This is a genomic window from Nocardioides sp. W7, assembly GCF_022919075.1.
Taxonomy (GTDB): domain Bacteria; phylum Actinomycetota; class Actinomycetes; order Propionibacteriales; family Nocardioidaceae; genus Nocardioides.
Genome location: NZ_CP095078.1, coordinates 3,951,450 through 3,969,628 on the forward strand (window position 1 = coordinate 3,951,450; position 18,179 = coordinate 3,969,628).

Consider the following 18,179-nt stretch of genomic DNA (forward strand, 5'->3'; position numbering starts at 1 on the left):
GGGAGTCGCCATGGCCCACCCCACGCCCCGCCAGCTCATGCTCATCGCCGGCTGCGCTCTGTTCCTCGCCACACTCACCGTGGGCATCTACGGACTGGTCAGCGGACCAGGCGGCGGGAACGATCACCCCACGCGAACGAGCGCCACATCCGCAGCGCCGCTCATCGCTGCCCTACCGGGTCCAGCCGCAACGCTCGCGGATCGCTCGCTCCCTCGGACCACGGATGCCGTCGCCTACGCCCGCGCGGTCGCCACCTTGCTTTTCGACTGGGACACCAGCACAGGCTTCCTGCCCACCGACTACACGGCTCCCGTCCTGGCCGACGCAGACCCGTCCGGACAGGAGACCCCGGGACTGATCGACGACGTCGCCAGCTACCTGCCCACCGTGGACCAGTGGCTCGACCTCGCCGCGATGGAAGTCGCCCAGTCCATCGCGATCGGCAACGCTGTCATTCCCGACTCCTGGGCCGCAGCCCTCACCCAGGCCAACGGCCAACTCCGACCTGGCACCACCGCCATCAACATCACGGGAACCCGACACCGCACCGGCGTCTGGAACGGCGAACCGACCAAGTCCTCGTACCCCGTGTCCTTCACGGTCTTCGTCGCCTGCCCGCCCGCCTTCGAGCGCTGCCACCTGCTCCGCCTGTCCCAACTCGACAAACCCCTCAGGTGAACGACCCATGGGCATCAAGATCCTCGTCGCCGGCGTGGCCGCGACTGTGCTCCTCGCACCGGGTGCCGCCGTGGTTGGAGTCGCGACCCTGATCAGCCCGGCCGCGGCGGGCTCGGGGTCCTGCCTGTGGGACCCCGCCGCGAGCGGGAGCCTCGGCGTCACCGGCCCGGTGCCCGCGACCATGGCCGCGGTCAACACCTACGGCGAGACCGTCACCCTCGACCAGCAGCAACTCACCCGCGCCGCGACGATCATCGCGGTCGGCAAAGCAGAGGCCATCCCGGTCCGCGGCCAGCTCATCGCGATCATGACCGCCCTCACCGAGTCCTCGCTCCGGGTCCTGTCCAACACGAGCGCCTACCCCGCATCCGCATCAATCCCCAACGACGGCAACGGCAGCGACCACGACTCCGTCGGCCTCTTCCAACAACGACCCGCAGCAGGATGGGGCACCGTCGAGAACCTCATGAACCCCATCTGGTCCTCCCGCGCCTTCTACGGCGGACCCAACGGCCCGAACCACGGCACACCACGTGGCCTCCTCGACATCGACGACTGGCAGACCATGGACCCCGGCGCCGCTGCCCAAGCCGTCCAGGTTTCCGCCTATCCAGACCGCTACGCCGTCAACCAACCCGTCGCCGAGAAGGTCCTGACCACGCTCAGCGGTGTCACGCTGAGCAACGGCCTGGACTGCGCACAGGCCGGCGGTGACCACCCGGCTGGCCTGCCACCGGGCTTCCCCGGAGCACTGATCGCGGCGGCCTCGGAGCAGATCGGCAAGCCTTACGTCTGGGGCGGCGGCGACTTCAACGGCCCCACCGGCGGCGGCTTCGACTGCTCCGGCCTCGTGCTCTACGCCGCCTACCAAGCCTCCCGCGGACGCATCCGACTTCCCCACTACACCGGCGACCAAATCCGCCTCGGCCAAGGCATCGCCTCAGCCGACAAACAACCCGGCGACCTGATCTTCTTCAGCTACCCCGGCGCCCGCCGCCCACACCACGTGACCATCTACGTCGGCGGCGACAAGATCCTCCACGCACCACGCACTGGCGACCACGTCCGCTACGGGACGATCTCGGAGTTCGCGGGCGAAATAATGACGGTCCGACGACTGGCGTGACCGTACGCAAACCTGACCGCCAAGTCATCGGCGGGCATCCCGGCTCCCTTCTGTTGTCAACCGGCCGGTCTGGGCTTCATCGACACTATGAGAAGCCAGGACCAAGCGGTCGAGTCGATCTGTCGCGTCCTGCGTGAGCAGGGCTGCCAGATCGCCGCACGGACCTACCGGGCCTGGAAGCACGCCGGACGCACCGTCGCAGCCCGGACCGTCACCGATGTCCACGTCGTCGACGCACTACGCGACATCGCCTGGACGACCAAGCTCGAAGCCAACGGCGTCGTGGTGCGCAAGCTGGCTCCCGAGGGCTTCTACGGGCGCCGGAAGATGACGGCGTACCTGCGCCGAACCGTCATGCCGGAGGCATCCGCCGGCTTCAAAAGGGCCTACGCGTGGTGACGAGAGCGGCGCTGTCACGTCCACAGCTCACGGAGCCTGCTTTGGGTCGAGTCGCCAGTAAGAGTTGCTCAGCGGATGTTGCAGAACTCTTCGACCTTGCGAGTGGGGCCGGAAACGATGAGGTGGTCGTGGCGGCTGACGGTGGTTTCGGGGCGCGCGTAGGTGAAGTCTTCTCCGGTGCGTTTGACGCCGACGATGGTGACGCAGTACTTGCTTCGCGGTGCTGACTCGGCAAGGGTCTTGTCCCACGTGAAGGGTGGGGCGAGGGTGCGGGCAATGGAGAACTCGTCGTCGAACTCGATGTAGTCCATCATTCGACCGGTGAGCATGTGGGCGACGCGTTCGCCCATGGAGAACTCGGGGTAGATGACGTGGTGGGCGCCGACTCGTTCGAGGATGGCGCCGTGTTTGCGGGTGATGGCCTTGGCCCAGATGTCGGGGATACCGGCTTCGGCCAGCGCCAGGACCGTCAGGACGCTGGCTTCGATGTCGGTGCCGATGGCGACCACAGCGCGGTCGAAGTCGGCTACGCCGAGTTGGCGCAGCGCCTCGTCGTCGGTGGTGTCGGCTTGTGCAACGTGGGTCAGCTCATCCGCCCATCGGTCGACCAGGGCCTGGTTCTCGTCAATGGCAAGGACCTCCTGTCCCATTCGGACCAAGGATTCGGCGACGGCGGATCCGAACCGGCCAAGGCCGATGATGAGCACGGAGGTGGGGGCGGGGTTCCTGAACTTAGCCAATGACGGGTCGCTCCTCGGGGAGGTGGTAGTGGCGGTGGCGGGACTTCAGCGCAAGCGCTGAGGCGACGGTGATGGTGCCGACGCGTCCGACGAACATGAGGACCATGAGGGTGATCTCGGCAGCCGGTGGCAGATTGGGGGTGATGCCGGTGGAGAGGCCAACGGTGGCGAATGCGGAGATGGTCTCGAAGAGGACCACGTCAAGTGCGTAGTCGGTGACCAGCAGGATCGTCATGGTGCCGACGGCAATGGCGGCCAGGGCGAGCAGTACCACGGTGAGGGCCTGTCGCAGGGTCTGGGCGCCGATCATGCGGTGGGCGATGTTGGTGTCGCGTTCGCCGCGCACTTCGGACCAGATGACGAAGGCGAGGAGGAAGAACGTAGTGACCTTGATGCCTCCGGCGGTACCGCCCGAGCCGCCGCCGATGAACATGAGGACGTAGTTGATGGCCATGGTCTCGGGGGTGATCTGCCCGTAGTCGATGCTGTTGAAGCCCGCTGTGCGGGGCACGACGCCGCCGGTGATGCCGCCGACGACCTTTCCCAATGGGCTGAGTCCGCCGAGGGTGTCTGGGTTGGCCCATTCCAGAGCCAGGAACGCCCCGATGCCCGTCACAAGCAGGATGAGCGTGCCGTAGACGGTCAGTCGTGTGTGCACGGTCCACTCGCGCGGGTTTCGCCAGCGGCGGCGTAGTTCGAACAGGACCGGGAACCCTATGCCTCCGGCGACTATCGCGACACAGATGGGGAACATGATCCAAGCGTCGTCGACGAACCCGATGAGGTTGTCGGAGTAGAGCGCGAATCCGGCGTTGTTGAACGCCGAGATGGAGTGGAACACCCCATGCCAGACCGCGTCCGCCCACGACTCGTCGTAGCGGACCCGGAAGCGGGCGGTCAGCAAGGCCGCGAAGGCCGCCTCGAACGCCAGCATTGTGATCGCGACCCGACGCACCACATGTCGTACGTCGCCGATGTTGAGGGTATGGGTCTCGGCCTGGGCGATCAGGGACGACTTGAGCCGCAGTTTCCCGCCGACCAGCATCCCGAGCAGGGTCGCGAGCGTCATGATTCCGAACCCGCCGACTTGGATGAGGCCCATGATGACGACTTGGCCGAACGGTGACCAGTAGGTAGCGGTGTCCACGGTGGTGAGCCCGGTGACGCACACGGCCGAGACGGTGGTGAAAGCGGCCGTTAGGACCGGAGGTCGCGTCGGGCCGGGTGTCGCGTACGGCAACGAGAGCAGCACCGTGCCGACGATGACAGCAGCAAGGAACGCGAGCGGCACGATCCGGGCTGGGTGTGCCATCCCGCTCCAGATGCTTCTCACGCTTGCCTCCTGCTATATGGCCTGGTCGGCCAAACCATGACAACGTAGCGGCGCGGCTGGCCGAGTGGAGAGGTGGACGGCCCAACCGCATCCGACCCGAGAGAATGTAGGCTTCCTGGCGGTGCCGTTGAGTGCTGGCGTAGGGCAGCGACCGGTCGCGCATCGCACTGGTGAGGATCAGATGTGGACGTGCCTGCATGGGTGCCAGTCGTCGCTATGGCAGTCGGCGTCATCCTCATGCTGCGCGCCACCGCAATCGTGGCGACCAAGGGTGAGGGGCGCTTTCACGCCGACCCGCTGGTCAGCATCCTCGTGGGATTCGGGCTGATACTGCTCGGTCAATACCTGCTGTAACGATCACGGCGGGCGCACCGTGCACAGGCGTCCTCGTCGACGCCTACGCGTCCGCCATGGTCACCTACGCCGCAGGAGCTCCTAGCCTCTGCTTCGCGACCGACACCCTATGGATACCGCGGACTTCGATCGTCCCAGTTCGGCTAGTCGCCGAGCAGTTGGCTATGCCAGCTTATGGTTCATCCGTCGGTTCCCGGCCCGGGACAGCCTGGGCCGGTTCTGCTCACCTGAGGAGGCGTCAAGGGGTGCCGGTCCAGGACGCGAGCCGGTTGCGGTCGGCGAACCGAACTAAGTCGTCCACGTCGGCCAGAACCCGGCCCGCGACCATGGGACCGACGCCGTGGATGTCCATCAGTCGTAAGCCCCGAGCGAGCACGATCGACATCAGCTCGGCGGTCGCCTGGCTCTGCGCGCGAAGTCGACCGGCCGCGAATGTCCCGTCTGTGCACCTTGGTGCATGGACAAGCTTCCTGTCGGCCTGATCGCATTCGGCCCAAACTTCGGCGCCATCGGCGGCTCGGGGGATCTCCGCGCCATCGTCGGAGCCCTGCTGACCTACAGCCTGGTCATCGCGGTACTGATGCTTGTGGTGTCCGTTGCGACCTGGGCGATCGCATCCAGCTCGGGGAGCTCGCACACCGCACAGCGGGCCAAGGTCGGCTGCTTCGTCGCCATCGGCGGGGCCGTCCTGACCGGGGGCGCGCTCGCGTGGGCGAACTGGCTGCTGGATCTCGGCGCTCACCTATGAGGCGTCCGCCCTCGTCCTCAGGAGCTTCGATGAACCTTTCCACGGCCGCCGCCCTGTTCCCGCTCGATATCAGCATCAGCCCGAACTCCGATGGGTTGCCCGGCATCCAGCAGCTGCGCGACGTGGTCGGCGCGGCGATGACGATCGGGTTGATCCTCGCCGTACTCGCCCTGATTCTCTCGGCCATCGTGTGGGCGTTGGGTGCGAATTCGTCGAACCCGCATCTCGCGGGTCGCGGGAAAGTCGGCGTCCTGGTCGCGCTGGGTGCCGCGATCGTGTGTGGGGCGTCGGTGACGCTCGTGAACTTCTTTTGGAACGTCGGGCAGCAGGTCTGAACGGAGGCACGTTATGGGTGTGTGCGATGTTCCGGTGATCCATCCGGTCTGCAACGCCGCCGGGGACGCTGCGGGTGCGGTCGTTACGGCGCCGTTCGACTGGCTCGCCCAGGGCATGAGTGGCGCGGCGGAGTGGATGTTCACCTCCGTGTGGCAGGTCATCGACTCCACGACGTACGTCGATGTGACCAGCGGCGAGTACACGGACGTCTACGGCATCATGTTCGGCGTCGGTGTCTTCGTGATGCTCGGCTTCTTCATGCTCCAGGTCATCGGCGCCATGATCCGACGGGAACCAGCCGGGCTCACCCGAGCCGCACTGGGTTTGGCGAAGTCGATCCTCGGGTCGTTCGTCGTACTCGCGCTCGTGGGCACGGCGTTGGAGATCACTGACCAGCTGTGCGTCGGGATCGTCAACGCCGCCGGCACCAACATGGACGAGATGGGCGAGCGGGTCGGCGTCCTTGCGAAGGGACTCGGCACCATCCACCTCGCCGCACCGGGTGCGGGTTCGATCCTGACGATCTTCCTCGCCGGCCTCGCCATCGCCGGAGCGATGGTGGTGTGGATCAGCCTGCTGATCCGTAAAGCTCTGCTGCTGATTGCGATCGTGTTCGCGCCGATCGCGCTGGCGGGGTCGAGTTGGGATCACACGCGGGGCTGGGTGAGCCGGTGGGCGACGTTCGTCATCGCGATGATCTTGTCCAAGGTCGTGCTGGTGGTGATCTTCCTCCTCGCCACGGCGCAGGTGTCGGCGCCGATCGATGCTGATCTGGAGTCGGTCAGTCAGCCGATGGCCGGGGTCGTGCTCATGCTCATGGCCGGGTTCGCGCCGTACCTGACCTACAAGGCGATCGCCTTCATGGGCTTCGACATGCACCACGCGATGTCGGCCGAGCAGGAAGCCAAGGGTGCGCTCAACCGGCCACTGCCGATCCCGCTGTCGCGGAGGACCGGGAGCGAGCCGACCAAGATCCTTGGAGACGGCGGTGGCGGTACGGCACCCGGCGGTTCCACTGCCGGTCCGCCAGGTGCCTCGACGCTCGGCGGCGGTGGTACGGCGACCGGCGGATCCCCTGCCGGTGCACCGTCGAGTGGCAACCCAGGTGCGACGACCGGCGGGGGTGTCGGATCTGGAGGCGCAGCTGGCGGCGGGGCCGCCGCGGGTGGCGCGGTCGCCGCGAGCGCGGTGGTGGCCAAGGAGGCCGCTGCGGCCGGGCCACGGCTCGGCGGGTTCGTCGCTGCGCAGGCCACGGATCAGGCGCAGGCATCCGACTCAGCGTCCCCTGCTACGTCGGTCCCGACGGCGGTCGCCGAGTCCACGCTTGCCGCACCCGCCGAACGGAATTGACCCGCCCGTGTCCGCCTCGACCAGCTCCGAACCGTCGTTGACGCCGATCAAGTTCTCCCGCCTCACCCGACGCGGGGTGCTCCTCGGCCTCTCGGGTCCACAGCTCCTGATGGCAGCCCTCGCCTCGGGCACGCTGATCCTCGGCCTGTACGTGGGCGCCGTCCTGCTGACGTTCCCTCTCATCGGGGTGTTCGTCGCCCTGGCGTTCGTCGGTGCCGGCGGACGAAAGCTGATCGAGTGGGCGCCGATCGGTGCCCGGTGGCTGTGGCGCTCGTCCGGCGGACAGCTGCTGTACCGGCGACGCATCGTGAAGCCGCGCCCCGCGGGAACCCTCGCCCTACCCGGCGATGCCGCCCGGCTGCGTCAGTGGGTCGACCCCGAAACCGACGCCGTGATGGTGCACGACCCCCACGCCGCGACGCTGACCGCGATCATCGGCGTCGCTCATCCGGCGTTCGTGCTCCTCGATCCCGCCGAGCAGGAACGACGCGTGGTGTCCTGGGGCCGCGTCCTCGCCACAACCTGCCGATCCGGACGCCTCGCATCACTGCAGGTGATGGAGCGGACGCTGCCCGAGTCTGGCAAGGGCCTGGCCGACTGGTGGGAGGCCCACGGCACCCGGACGGGCTCGTGGGCCTCGACGACGTACGCCGAGCTCGTCGAGCGCGCCGGACCGGCCGGCGAACGTCACGCCAGCACCATCTCGATCTCGCTTGACCTCAAGACCGCCGCCCGCGCCATCCGAGCAGCCGGCGGTGGCAACCGCGGGGCCGCCGCCGTACTGCGTCAGGAGATGGCCACGGTGCTCGCCGCGCTCCGCTCCGCCGACCTCTCCCCCACCGAGTGGCTGACACCCGGCGACCTGGCGCTGATCCTGCGCTCGGCCTACGACCCGGCCGTCGCCGGCGCGCTCGAACGCCACGGCGGCGTGGGCCGCGACCTGGCCACCGCCGGCCCGGTGGCCGTCTCCGAGTCGTGGGCCAGCCTGCGCAGCGACTCCGCGCACCACTGCGTGCTGTGGGTCAGCGAGTGGCCCCGCTCGCTGGTCTTCCCCGGCTTCCTCGCCCCCGTGCTGCTGTCCTCCGGGATCCGCCGCACGTTCTCGCTGCTCTACACGCCGATGCGCACCGACCGCGCGGCCCGCGACATCCGCAAGAAGAAGACCGAGTACATCTCGGACGCCGCCCAGCGGCAGAAGATCGGGCAGATCGAGGACGCCCAGCAGACAGCTGAGTACCACGACGTCCTCCAGCAGGAAGCCGACCTCACCGCCGGCCACGGCGTACTGCGCTGCACCGGCCTGGTCGCCGTCAGCGCGACCGACCCCGACGAGCTCGAACGAGCGGTCGCGGCGATCGAGCAGGCCGCGATCCAGGCCTCCTGCGAGACCCGACGGCTCTGGGGACAGCAGGCGCAGGGGTTCTGCGCAGGGGCGCTTCCGCTCGCCCGGGGCATCTGATCGCTGGACCGTCGCTGACGACTCCCGCCCGCAGCATCCGTCCGCGTTGACCTGGGTCGCCCGGTAGCCCCGTTCAGTAGCAGGGAGCGCCCTCGCAGCAGGGACGGATGTAGCCGCACCCGTCGCAGCGCTCGTGCGAGGTCTCCCAGCGCATCATCGTGTCGCAGTTCGGACACGGCTCCGTCAGATCAGCCACGACCTCAGCGTAGGCCGACCGGCGCGTGGAGCCCGGTCGACACGACGGAGCACCGCACGCACCTCATCGATGAGCACGCACATCGACCGAGGAGGACAACATGCCCACCTTCGACGACCCGGTTCTCGATGCCGACGAGGTCCGCGAAGCGCTCCGAGGACTGGCCCACGCGACGCGCCGGATCGAAGACCCGACGGCCGTCTACGCCGTCCTCGGCGCGATCAGCTCCGCCCTCGCGTCGCTGACCCAGGCGCTTCACCAACTCGGTGGCTTCCACGACGCGCCTGTCACGAGCACCGCGCGGGTCGCCGGGGATCCGCACGCCGGCCGAGCGGCGTCGTACCGCGTCTCCTGGGAACTCCACCGTGCGGCCGAGATGGTCCATCAGGTCGCTGAGGTGGTCGACCGGGCGCACGAGGTCGAGGCGACGATCGCCTACGACGTCCACGACTCCCCCGTCGCACCCGCCCCAGCTCCGGTTCCGGCTCCTCGGCCGGTTCGTGACGACGGGTTGTCGCTATGACCAGGTGGCAGGACGGGCGCCTCCACTCCGCCGTCCTGGTCGCCCCGGGCCGGGAGGGCCGCAAGGACCGCAAGCTGCGCAGGGCCGCCGCACGCTCGTTGGTGTCTGAGGACCGCGACGCGCGCCGTACCGAAGCGAGAGGGCGGGCCGACGACCTCACGGCCGAGCGCCGCGCGACCACCAGGTTGCCCCGTGCGGGTGAACCCGGTCCCGCGGCGTTGCGGACACCGGGCCGGTTCCGCCTCCCCCGCCACCAGGACACCTCGGCCACGCTGGCGGGGGCGTATCCGTTCCTGGCCGAGGGCGGGCTGGGCAGCGAAGGTGTCTTCGTCGGCCAGGACCTCTACTCCGGCAGCTCGTTCGTCTACGACCCCTGGGTGCTGTACGCCCGTGGTCTGATCACCGCCCCGAACCTCGTCCTGGCCGGCATCGTCGGCTCCGGCAAGTCCTGTCTGGCCAAGAGCCTTTACGCGCGCTCGATCCCGTTCGGGCGCCGCGTCTACGTGCCCGGCGACCCGAAGGGCGAGCACACCGCCGTCGCCCAGGCGGTCGGCGGCCGCGCGATCGCCCTCGGTCACGGGATGGCGACCCGGCTCAACCCGCTCGACGAGGGCCACCGTCCCTCCGGGCTGGACGACGTGCAGTGGGCCGCCCAGGTCGCCGCCCGGCGCCGGGATCTCGTCGGCGCCCTGGCCGAGACCGTCCTCGACCGCAGGCTCACCCCCGTGGAGCACACCGCGGTCGACCTTGCCATCGACCGCACCGTCCGCGGCACCGACGTACCCGTCCTACCGATGGTCGTCGACCGCCTCCTCGCCCCCGAGACCGTAGACGACCCGGACGGCCGTCTGACCGAGGACGGACGCCTGGTCGGCCACGCCCTGCGCCGTCTCGTCGCGGGCGACCTGGCCGGGCTGTTCGACGGGCCGTCCACGGTGACCTTCGATGCGACGCTGCCGATGATCTCGCTCGATCTGTCCCGCGTCACCGAGAACGCGACCTTGGTCTCGGTGCTGATGACGTGTGCGTCGGCGTGGATGGAGTCCGCGCTCCTCGACCCCGCCGGTGGCCAGCGGTGGGTCGTGTACGACGAGGCCTGGCGGCTGATGTCGCACCCCGCACTGTTGCGACGCATGGACGCGCAATGGCGCCTGGCCCGGCACTACGGGATCGCGAACATGCTGATCTTCCACAAGCTCTCCGACCTCGACAACGTCGGCGACCAAGGCTCCGCAATGCGAGCGCTCGCCTCGTCACTGCTCGCGAACGCCGAGACCCGGATCGTCTACCGCCAAGAGTCCGACCAACTCGGACCCACCTCCGCGGCACTCGGGCTCACCGGCACCGAGCAGTCCCTCATCCCCACCCTCGGCACCGGCCAAGGGCTGTGGCGGATCAAGCACCGCTCCTTCGTCGTCCAGCACCAGATGCACCCCGCCGAGAACGACCTCTTCGACACCACCGCCCGCATGAGAGGACTCTTTAGAAGTTCGCGCGAGTTTTGACGGTTCTGCGACGAACCTGAGCATACGCAACGGCCTCGACCCGAGGAGCACACTCAGGTTCGGAGAGTGCGTGGGGAAGCGAGTCGCGTGCCGAATAGGCAGCCGTCACCGAGAACCTCTCCGGGCGGGGCATCCGGGACGCATGAGTAGCGGCATGTGTGCCGACTTGCGTCTTCACCGTTGCGAGTTCCTGGTACGGAACGCCCGTGACGAGCTACTTGATCTCGGCGCGCAGCAACCGGGTGAGGCCGATCAGGAACGGGAGCCCGACCCACAGGCACGTGGTGAGCAGCAGCTGCGCCCATTGTGTGCCTTCGAGGGCGCCCGGTTCGAACGCGGCGGCCTGCGCGGTCGCGAGCTCGAACCAGGCTATCCGGTCCTGCGGGACCGCCCAGACGCTCTGCACGACACCGGACATTAGTGGGATCACGAAGAAGGTCACGATCGCGGGCGCACTGGCGAGGAACACCATCCCGAACGCGATCCCCTGGAGGAGCGACGAGACGTGGATGAAGGCGAGCTCCGCGAAGTCCGCTGCCGTCACCTCGGCGAAGCCTCCCTCGGGTGCGAAGAGGAGAGTGGCGGTGACGGCCAGGGCCAGCGCGAAGAGGAGGGCGGCGGCCCCGAGGACCAAGGCGGCCAGGACCTTTGCCTCGACGACCCGACGGCGGTGCGGCTCCTGGCTGAACGTCACGATCGCGGTGCGCTGGCTCCACTCCTGGGTCACGAGCAGGATACCGAGCACTGGCAGCAGGAAGCCTTGGGGCACCAGCGTGAAGGCCGCGAAGGTGTCGAACCGCTGGTCGCTCTCGTCGCCGGCCACCCCGAGGATGATCACGGAGAGCGTGCTGATCAGCGCGATGGCCAGCGGCAGCGCGCGGCCCGCGCGGGTGTCGACCATCTTGCGCAGCTCCAGCCTGACCAGTCGGCCGAGCGGGGTGCGGGGGTGGGCCGCGATGTCGAGTCGCGGGGCCGGCGGCGGGGTGAGTTGGGTCATCGGGCGGCTCCTTCTGCTCGGGGGCTTGCCGGATCGTCCTCGGCCGTCATCTGCATGAAGATCTCCTCGAGGCCGGTGCCCTGCCGGGGGCGGAGCTCGGTGAGCACGACGCCGGCGGCAGCGGTGACGCGGCCGACGTGCAGCGGGTCGACGTCAGTGTGGACCCCACCGTCAGGAGCGGCGGTGGCGCGGATCCCGGTCCGGTCCAGTACGGCGGAGAGTTCCCCGGGCGACTCGGCCCGGACGAACGTGCCTGTGGTGGCGAGGAGCTCGGCCTTGCTTCCGCGTGCCGCGATCTGACCGTGGTGGATGAGGATGATGTCGTCGGCGATCAGCTCGACCTCGTTCAGCAGGTGGGACGAGAGCAGCACCGTGCCGCCTTCGGTTGCGTAGTCGCGGAGCAGGGAGCGCATCCACCGGATGCCGGACGGGTCGAGCCCGTTGGCGGGCTCGTCGAGCACGAGCACCGAGGGGTCGCCGATCAGGGCGTTGGCGATGCCCAGCCGTTGGCGCATGCCGAGCGAGTAGGCGCCGACCCGACGGTCCGCGGCCCCCTTGAGGCCGACCAGGGTCAGCATTTCCTCTGCTCTGGCGGTCGGGAGGCCCAGGGCGATGGTCGACAGGGTGAGGACTTCCCGGCCGGTCCGGCCCGCGTGCTGGGCGGATGCGTCGAGCAGCACCCCGACGTGTCGGGCCGGGCTCGGGATGTCGATGTACGGGTACTGTCCGACGGTGGCGGTCCCGTGGTCGGGGGAGGTGAGCCCGACGAGGATCCGCATCGCGGTGGATTTGCCGGCTCCGTTGGGCCCGAGGAAGCCGGTGATCCGGCCGGGGTGGGCGCAGAAGGAGACATCGTCCAGGGCGGCGAAGTTGCCGTAGTGCTTGGTGACGTGTTCGAGCTCGATCATGCCCTCCACCGTGCCGGGCAGACCGGTTCACGGCAGTGGGCCCGGGCATCGACTTGGGCGATACCTGGGTATCGGCATCCGGTCGTAGCGGCGAGACCGAGGTCGATCGAGTGGTGGGCGCGGGAACTCGTAGCCTTGACCGGTGCCCGAGGTCCAACCGCCACTGACCACGCGCGGCCGCGCGTGGCGGTTCGTCGCCTGCCTGGCGATCTCGGCGGCCGCGTGGGCCGAGATCGCCGGAGTGCAGGCTGCGCGCTACCCAGGGTGGTTCTGGCTGGACCTCGCTGCGGGCGTCGCCGCGTTCGTGCTCGTGCAGTTCCGGCGGCGCCGACCGGTCGTGACCGCCGTCGTGCTGACCCTGTTTGGGCTCTTCTCGATGTCGGCGATGGGGCCCGCCGTCCTGGCGCTCGCGTCGTTGGCGACCCGGCGACGGCTGCCCGAGATCCTTCCTCTAGCAGCGCTCAACGTGACCGTGCTGCTCCTCTACGGGTGGCTCGTCACCTCCGAAGAGACGTGGGTGGTGAGGTACAGCCCGGTCGCAGGCCCAACGTGGGCGCTGCTTTCCTTCGGCGCCTCCGTCACGCTGGCCGTCGTGGTGCTTGGCATGTACGTCGGGTCGCGCCGCGAGCTCGAGGCGAACCTGCGCGACCAGGCAGCACGCGCACGGGTTGAGCAGGAGCAACGGGCCGAGCAGGCGCGCACGGCCGAGCGCGCCCGGATCGCGCGGGAGATGCACGACGCCCTCGCGCACCGGATCTCGCTCGTCACCATCCATGCCGGCGCGCTGACCTACCGCGACGACCTCACCGCGGAACAACAGAAGGAGACGGCCCAGGTCATCAAGACCACGGCGCACGAGGCGCTCAACGACCTGCGCCAGGTACTGGACGTGCTGCGAGACGACGACGAAGGGCCGCGGCGACCTCAGCCGACGCTCGCCGATCTCGACGCGTTACTCGTCGAGACCCGGGAGGCCGGCATGGACGTCACGCTGAGCCGCGACGTGACGGGCTCTCCTGCCGCCGGGACAGGCAGAACGGTCTACAGGATCGTGCAGGAGGGACTCACCAACGCTCGCAAGCACGCCCCTGGCAGACCGGTCTCCGTCACGGTGACCGGCTCGTCCGACACCGGACTCGACGTGAGCGTCCGCAACCCCCGGGGTCGCCTCGACCGGTCGCTGGTGCCGGGCGCCGGTCGTGGGCTGGCCGGGTTGCGAGAGCGGGTCGAGATCGCCGGCGGGACGCTCGACATCGTCGAGACCGACGACGTGTTCACCTTGAGGGCTTCGCTGCCATGGGCAACTTGATTGCAGTCGTGATCGTCGACGACGACCCGCTGGTGCGCAGCGGACTCGCGCTGATGCTCGGCGGAGCCCGAGACCTGCGCGTGGTCGCCGACGCCGCGAACGGCGCAGAGGCGGTGGCAGCCTGTGCGGAGCACCATCCCGATGTCGTCCTGATGGACCTGCACATGCCAGTGATGGACGGGATCGAGGCGACGCGTCAGCTGTGTTCGCCGGTCGCGTCGCCATCGGTCCTGGTGCTGACCACGTTCGACGACGATGAGTCCGTACTGCGCGCGCTCGCCGCGGGGGCCTCCGGGTTCCTCCTCAAGGACACCGACCCCGAAGATATCGTCGAGGCGGTCCGCAGGGTCGCCGCGGGTGAGCCCACGCTCTCGCCCACGGTCACTACCACCCTGATCGAGCAGGTGAACAGCCTGGGCAGGAACCTCGACCGCGGCCGATCGGCCAAGGAGCTGATCGCCCGCCTGACCGAGCGCGAGCGCGACGTCGCACGCGCCGTCGGCCGTGGGCAGGACAACGCCCAGATCGCGGCCACGCTGCACCTGAGCATTCCTACCGTCAAGGCGTACGTCGGCCGGCTCTTCGTCAAGCTCGACGTGGAGAACCGTGTGCAGATCGCCTTGCTCGCGCGCGATGCGGAGCTGGACTAGCTCGAGCCCCGAGCGCGGGACGCCTCACGCTGATGAGCGTGCACTGCTGCAACGCCCTCAGAGCGTCCGGGAGCCGATCCCGTTGCGGTGATGCGCGCGACCTGAGTCATAACCTTCGGCATACCGGATCCGTCACCGCAGCGGGTTCCTCTTACGGGCACCGCCTGGAGTAGCCGAAGACCGGTCCTCAGTCCGGGGCGTCGCCGTCGAGGTCGCGCAGCACACGCCGCAGCACGTCCTCGACGTCGTGGGGCGCGATCGGCCGTGGGTGAGACGTGGCGCGCGCCAAAAGGGCCAGGTCGACAGCGGTGAGAGACGGTTCTCGTCCGAGCGCCCAGCGGGCCGCCGCGGTCTTGGATGTGTGCTCACCGGTCAACTCGAAACGCCACATGCGGCACGCGGTGAGGACCATGTGAACCGCGTTCTTGTCGTCGTCGGTCAGTTTAAGCCAGGTGCGGAGCCAGCCGACGCTATTTGCCCGCACGCGGTGGCCCGGAACTTCACCGATCACCTCACCCGGCCCGGGCCCCATGAGTGCGCGTCCGTTTGCTCGAATCTCGGACAGCTCTGGCCAGAGGTCGGATACCTGTTTTTCGCGCCCTGCGACCTCCAGTTGGTCATCGGAACCCGGCCAGCGGCCGACCATCAGTTCCCGGTCGGGGTGTTCCCCCGGGGTGGCCGCAGCCTGCCGAGTGACGACCAGCAGATCGACGCCACCTGCCGGGCCAAGGTCGGCACGGTCAACGGCGCTCACTAACCCATCGACCTGACCTGAGGTCAGGGCGCGATCCACGATGAGGAGCAAGTCAATGTCACTCAGTCCGGGCCGGAAGTCGTCCTGCGTTAGAGAGCCGTGGAGAATTGCCGATACCAAGCACCGTTGCAGGATCGCCGCGCATTCGTCGGCCAACCTGCTGCACGCCGCGAGGGCATGTTCCTCAACGCTGCTCATGCAGGGTGTACTTATCGTCATCCCAAGACATCGTCCAGCTTGCGGACGAACCGGCCGCCCCCTCCTCGCTACCGAAGGCATCCGAATCTTCATCGACGCCGACGTAGGAACGGTGACGCTCAGGGTCGTAGTCGTCTCTGACGCTCAACCCCCAAGAACGCAACTCCTCCCTTGTAGGAAGCACATCGTCGAAGATGCCAAACACTCGTCCGTCGAGGTGGCTCGCGCCCTCAATCTTGCGACCCGCAACCAGGGCGTCAACCGTCAGACGGTCAAGGCCGGTCACCCGCGAGAACTCATCGATCAACATCACCCCGCGACCTCTAATGAGCGGAGGCTCGTCAACCGTTCGATCGTCCATGCTCGGAGTCTTTCACCCGTCCCGGCATTGCGGCGATCGGCCTCCCTCCCACTCCCGGTCGGTCAGGCCCACGTGCGCATGTTGCATGTCTGGAGGTCCCCACAAGCCGAAGCGCCCGCGGTGAGGGATGTCGGCCGCAGGGCTGAAGTCGTCGTTGTCGCCGCAACGGGATCCGCTTGCGGGACTTCTCCTCCACCACTCGAGCCACCGGCTCTGGAATCTCCTTGAAGTTTCGGAGGGACGCTGCCTGACCTGCGTAAACGCGGCGCGGGGCGCCACGTCCCCCCGCCATTCGACGGTTTGGGGGACGGATGCGGGGACGCTGAGCCGCCACGCTGCGGCCCGTGACCAAAGTCAGCAGCGCCAGAGTGTCCGAATCGTGCGCGCCGCGGTTGCTTATCCGTGGCGTGAAGATGTTGCGACCACCCTCGACCCGCGCCGCGGTACGCAAAGACACGGTCATGGCCGGGTGCCAGGCTGGTCCTCGTTCCTCAGGTCGGGGTGCTGGACGGTCTTCATGTAGCGGGTGCCTTTGACGCTGAGTCCGAAGAGGTCGTAGATGCGGCGCACGTCGCCGCCAGCGGCGTGGATCTCGTGCAGGATGCGGTCTTCGCGCAGGGCACGCGGGCGGATCCGGCTGTCCTTCCACGGGAAGGAGTGGCCGCCGGGGACGAGTCGCGGCGCGGTTCGCCGGTTGATGAGGAGGTGCGGGTTCGCCGTGGCCGGCCAGGTCCGGTTGCGGTGGTCGAGCCAGGCAGCGAGCCGGGTCCTGACGGGAGCTGCGAGCGGGATCTCACGGCCGTCGAGGTGGAGGCGACCGTCGACGATGTCGGTCATCTGCAGTTCGCGGACCTGCTTGCCGGTCAGGCCGTGGAAGGCCACCAGAGCGACGGCGAGCGCGACGGCCGGGTTGGGCGAGTCCAGTTCCGCTCGGATCAGGGCGGGGTCCAGCGGCAGTGGAATGGTTGTGGCGACGCGGGTCAGGTCGATGTCGCGCATGGGGTTAGCGAAGACGAGTCGGCGTCCCTTGAAGATCTTGAACAGCGACTTCAGACCGTTCTCCGCGAAGTGGCGGTGGCTGGTGCCGGTGGGGAGGGATGCAAGGGCGGCAAGGATGTCCTCCTTGCTGATCTCAGCGAACGACTGGCGCCCGGCTTCGACCCATGTCTGCACGACGGGCGCCAGACCTTGGACGTGGAGCTCGACTGTCTCGGGTTCGCGGGGCAACTGGCGAGGGGCTTGCCGGGACCCGCCGAGCATGATCTGAAGCCACAGCCGGAGGTGCTCGCGCATGGTATCCGGGAGGGCTCCGGACTCGATGAACTTGGTGTCGAAGTACCGCTCGACCCGGGTCGGGACGTCCTCAATCAGGAGCCCGGCTTCCGCGAGGACATCGAGGGTGGATGTGACGGTGCCGTCGTATCGGCGCAACGCCACGACGTCACTGGCGCGGACCTTCGCGGTGGGAGTAGGGCGCAGGATCTGCAGCAGCCGCAGGGACTGGATTACGGCATTGCGCTGCTTGACACTCCAGCCATAGCGCCGGGCGTGGTCGGCGACGACGGCCGCGCAGTACCGGGTCAGTTCGCTGTCCTCGACCAGGAGGCGTTGGCGCAGCACCTCGGGGTCGGGGTCCATGTCGAACAGGGTCAGCTGTTCGAGCGCGTGGTCGTCGAAGCTGGTGCCAGGTTGGTAGGGCAGCCAGTTCTTGTTCTTCTTCGACCACCGGCCATCCCAGCTGACGTAGTCGGGCAGCGGGGTCACGCGACGCTTGAAGACCATGTTGGCGAAGAACAGCTGCTGGCTGTCGTTGTTGGTGCTAGCCAGGTCCGGGGCACGGGCGGGCCCCTGCTCGAGGCAAGCATTCTCGAGGCAAAGGCGACAGGCTCGTCGGTCGCTGACGTGGCTGGTGCGGCCGCAGTAGGCGCATGTGCCCAGGGGGTAATGCGTCTGCCACCAGCGGCAGGACCAGCAGGTCCAGTTGTGGCGGGGGTAGACGCCCCAGGCCAGGCACCCCTTGCAGGATCCGACGTGCTCGGGGCTGCGGGGATGGCACCGGCCGCACAAACCCTGACTGAAGTAGTCGGTGCGGGCGCGGCAGCGGTTGCACGGTGGAGCCGCGAACGGGCCGCCGGGCAGGCACTGATAACAGAAGTCGACCCTGGGGCTGGTCCACACGACGCGGTTGCTCTGGCACCGATTGCACTTGGGCGGCGGCCGCAACGCCGCGTTGGGCCGGGCGCAGGCATGGGCT

19 protein-coding genes and 1 pseudogene are annotated in these 18,179 nt (G+C 68.4%); 12 read left to right on the forward strand and 8 right to left on the reverse strand.

Translation table 11 applies throughout. The features are described from left to right. The first annotated feature begins 10 nt into the window (after nucleotides 1–10). From MUB56_RS18690 to MUB56_RS18700, 3 genes and pseudogenes are all read left to right on the forward strand, one after another. Nucleotides 11–679, forward strand: coding sequence for a hypothetical protein (locus tag MUB56_RS18690; RefSeq protein WP_244928517.1), 669 nt, complete (start codon nucleotides 11–13; stop codon nucleotides 677–679). Nucleotides 680–686: 7 nt separating this feature from the next. Then, the gene (locus MUB56_RS18695) at nucleotides 687–1,805 is read left to right on the forward strand and encodes a C40 family peptidase (protein WP_244928518.1); all 1,119 of its coding nucleotides are present in this window, start codon (nucleotides 687–689) and stop codon (nucleotides 1,803–1,805) included. A 57-nt stretch (nucleotides 1,806–1,862) separates the two neighbouring features. Further along, nucleotides 1,863–2,180 (forward strand): annotated as a pseudogene (locus MUB56_RS18700) (IS3 family transposase); the annotation flags it as partial. A gap of 92 nt (nucleotides 2,181–2,272) precedes the next feature. On the opposite strand, the gene MUB56_RS18705 reads toward MUB56_RS18700, so the two are convergent. Then, on the reverse strand, nucleotides 2,273–2,911 hold the full coding sequence (locus tag MUB56_RS18705; RefSeq protein WP_244928519.1) for a TrkA family potassium uptake protein: 639 nt from the start codon (nucleotides 2,909–2,911) through the stop codon (nucleotides 2,273–2,275). 25 nt (nucleotides 2,912–2,936) lie between these two features. After that, the gene (locus MUB56_RS18710; protein ID WP_244928520.1) at nucleotides 2,937–4,277 is read right to left on the reverse strand and encodes a potassium transporter TrkG; all 1,341 of its coding nucleotides are present in this window, start codon (nucleotides 4,275–4,277) and stop codon (nucleotides 2,937–2,939) included. 183 nt (nucleotides 4,278–4,460) lie between these two features. On the opposite strand from MUB56_RS18710, the gene MUB56_RS18715 reads away from it, so the two are divergent. The 5 genes from MUB56_RS18715 (at nucleotide 4,461) to MUB56_RS18735 (ending at nucleotide 8,524) form a co-directional block, all read left to right on the forward strand. Continuing rightward, nucleotides 4,461–4,631 carry a hypothetical protein gene (locus MUB56_RS18715; RefSeq protein WP_244928521.1) on the forward strand — a complete coding sequence of 57 codons (171 nt, stop codon included), beginning with the start codon at nucleotides 4,461–4,463 and terminating at the stop codon, nucleotides 4,629–4,631. A gap of 457 nt (nucleotides 4,632–5,088) precedes the next feature. Then, nucleotides 5,089–5,379, forward strand: coding sequence for a DUF6112 family protein (locus MUB56_RS18720; protein WP_244928522.1), 291 nt, complete (start codon nucleotides 5,089–5,091; stop codon nucleotides 5,377–5,379). 29 nt (nucleotides 5,380–5,408) lie between these two features. Beyond that, on the forward strand, nucleotides 5,409–5,714 hold the full coding sequence (locus MUB56_RS18725) for a DUF6112 family protein (protein ID WP_244928523.1): 306 nt from the start codon (nucleotides 5,409–5,411) through the stop codon (nucleotides 5,712–5,714). A 34-nt stretch (nucleotides 5,715–5,748) separates the two neighbouring features. Then, nucleotides 5,749–7,065 (forward strand): type IV secretion system protein, encoded by a 1,317-nt coding sequence (locus MUB56_RS18730; protein WP_244928524.1) that lies wholly within the window; start codon nucleotides 5,749–5,751, stop codon nucleotides 7,063–7,065. 7 nt (nucleotides 7,066–7,072) lie between these two features. Beyond that, on the forward strand, nucleotides 7,073–8,524 hold the full coding sequence (locus tag MUB56_RS18735; protein WP_244928525.1) for an SCO6880 family protein: 1,452 nt from the start codon (nucleotides 7,073–7,075) through the stop codon (nucleotides 8,522–8,524). A gap of 73 nt (nucleotides 8,525–8,597) precedes the next feature. On the opposite strand, the gene MUB56_RS25935 is transcribed toward MUB56_RS18735, so the two are convergent. Beyond that, nucleotides 8,598–8,720: a hypothetical protein gene (locus MUB56_RS25935; protein WP_280637314.1), complete on the reverse strand. Its 123-nt coding sequence runs from the start codon at nucleotides 8,718–8,720 to the stop codon at nucleotides 8,598–8,600. A gap of 100 nt (nucleotides 8,721–8,820) precedes the next feature. Between MUB56_RS25935 and MUB56_RS18740 the strand changes: the two genes are divergently transcribed. Further along, nucleotides 8,821–9,243, forward strand: coding sequence for a hypothetical protein (locus tag MUB56_RS18740; RefSeq protein WP_244928526.1), 423 nt, complete (start codon nucleotides 8,821–8,823; stop codon nucleotides 9,241–9,243). Next, nucleotides 9,240–10,748 (forward strand): ATP-binding protein, encoded by a 1,509-nt coding sequence (locus MUB56_RS18745; protein ID WP_244928527.1) that lies wholly within the window; start codon nucleotides 9,240–9,242, stop codon nucleotides 10,746–10,748. The genes MUB56_RS18740 and MUB56_RS18745 overlap by 4 nt, the downstream gene beginning before the upstream one ends. Nucleotides 10,749–10,962: 214 nt before the next feature. On the opposite strand, the gene MUB56_RS18750 is transcribed toward MUB56_RS18745, so the two are convergent. Then, nucleotides 10,963–11,745: a hypothetical protein gene (locus MUB56_RS18750; RefSeq protein WP_244928528.1), complete on the reverse strand. Its 783-nt coding sequence runs from the start codon at nucleotides 11,743–11,745 to the stop codon at nucleotides 10,963–10,965. Continuing rightward, nucleotides 11,742–12,653: an ATP-binding cassette domain-containing protein gene (locus tag MUB56_RS18755; RefSeq protein ID WP_244928529.1), complete on the reverse strand. Its 912-nt coding sequence runs from the start codon at nucleotides 12,651–12,653 to the stop codon at nucleotides 11,742–11,744. Before MUB56_RS18755 ends, MUB56_RS18750 begins: the two co-directional genes overlap by 4 nt. A 241-nt stretch (nucleotides 12,654–12,894) precedes the next feature. On the opposite strand from MUB56_RS18755, the gene MUB56_RS18760 reads away from it, so the two are divergent. Both MUB56_RS18760 and MUB56_RS18765 read left to right on the forward strand, forming a co-directional pair. Further along, nucleotides 12,895–13,962 (forward strand): histidine kinase, encoded by a 1,068-nt coding sequence (locus MUB56_RS18760; RefSeq protein ID WP_244928530.1) that lies wholly within the window; start codon nucleotides 12,895–12,897, stop codon nucleotides 13,960–13,962. Nucleotides 13,963–13,970: 8 nt separating this feature from the next. Further along, nucleotides 13,971–14,612, forward strand: coding sequence for a response regulator transcription factor (locus MUB56_RS18765; RefSeq protein WP_348536694.1), 642 nt, complete (start codon nucleotides 13,971–13,973; stop codon nucleotides 14,610–14,612). Nucleotides 14,613–14,799: 187 nt separating this feature from the next. On the opposite strand, the gene MUB56_RS18770 is transcribed toward MUB56_RS18765, so the two are convergent. The 3 genes from MUB56_RS18770 to MUB56_RS18780 form a co-directional block, all read right to left on the reverse strand. Then, nucleotides 14,800–15,564, reverse strand: a complete 765-nt coding sequence (locus tag MUB56_RS18770; RefSeq protein ID WP_244928532.1) for an aminoglycoside adenylyltransferase domain-containing protein — start codon at nucleotides 15,562–15,564, stop codon at nucleotides 14,800–14,802. Next, entirely contained in the window at nucleotides 15,551–15,925 is a 375-nt protein-coding gene (locus MUB56_RS18775; RefSeq protein WP_244928533.1) for a hypothetical protein, read from the reverse strand. The genes MUB56_RS18770 and MUB56_RS18775 overlap by 14 nt, the downstream gene beginning before the upstream one ends. A gap of 459 nt (nucleotides 15,926–16,384) precedes the next feature. Then, nucleotides 16,385–17,707 carry a hypothetical protein gene (locus tag MUB56_RS18780; protein WP_244928534.1) on the reverse strand — a complete coding sequence of 441 codons (1,323 nt, stop codon included), beginning with the start codon at nucleotides 17,705–17,707 and terminating at the stop codon, nucleotides 16,385–16,387. Nucleotides 17,708–18,179 lie beyond the last annotated feature (472 nt).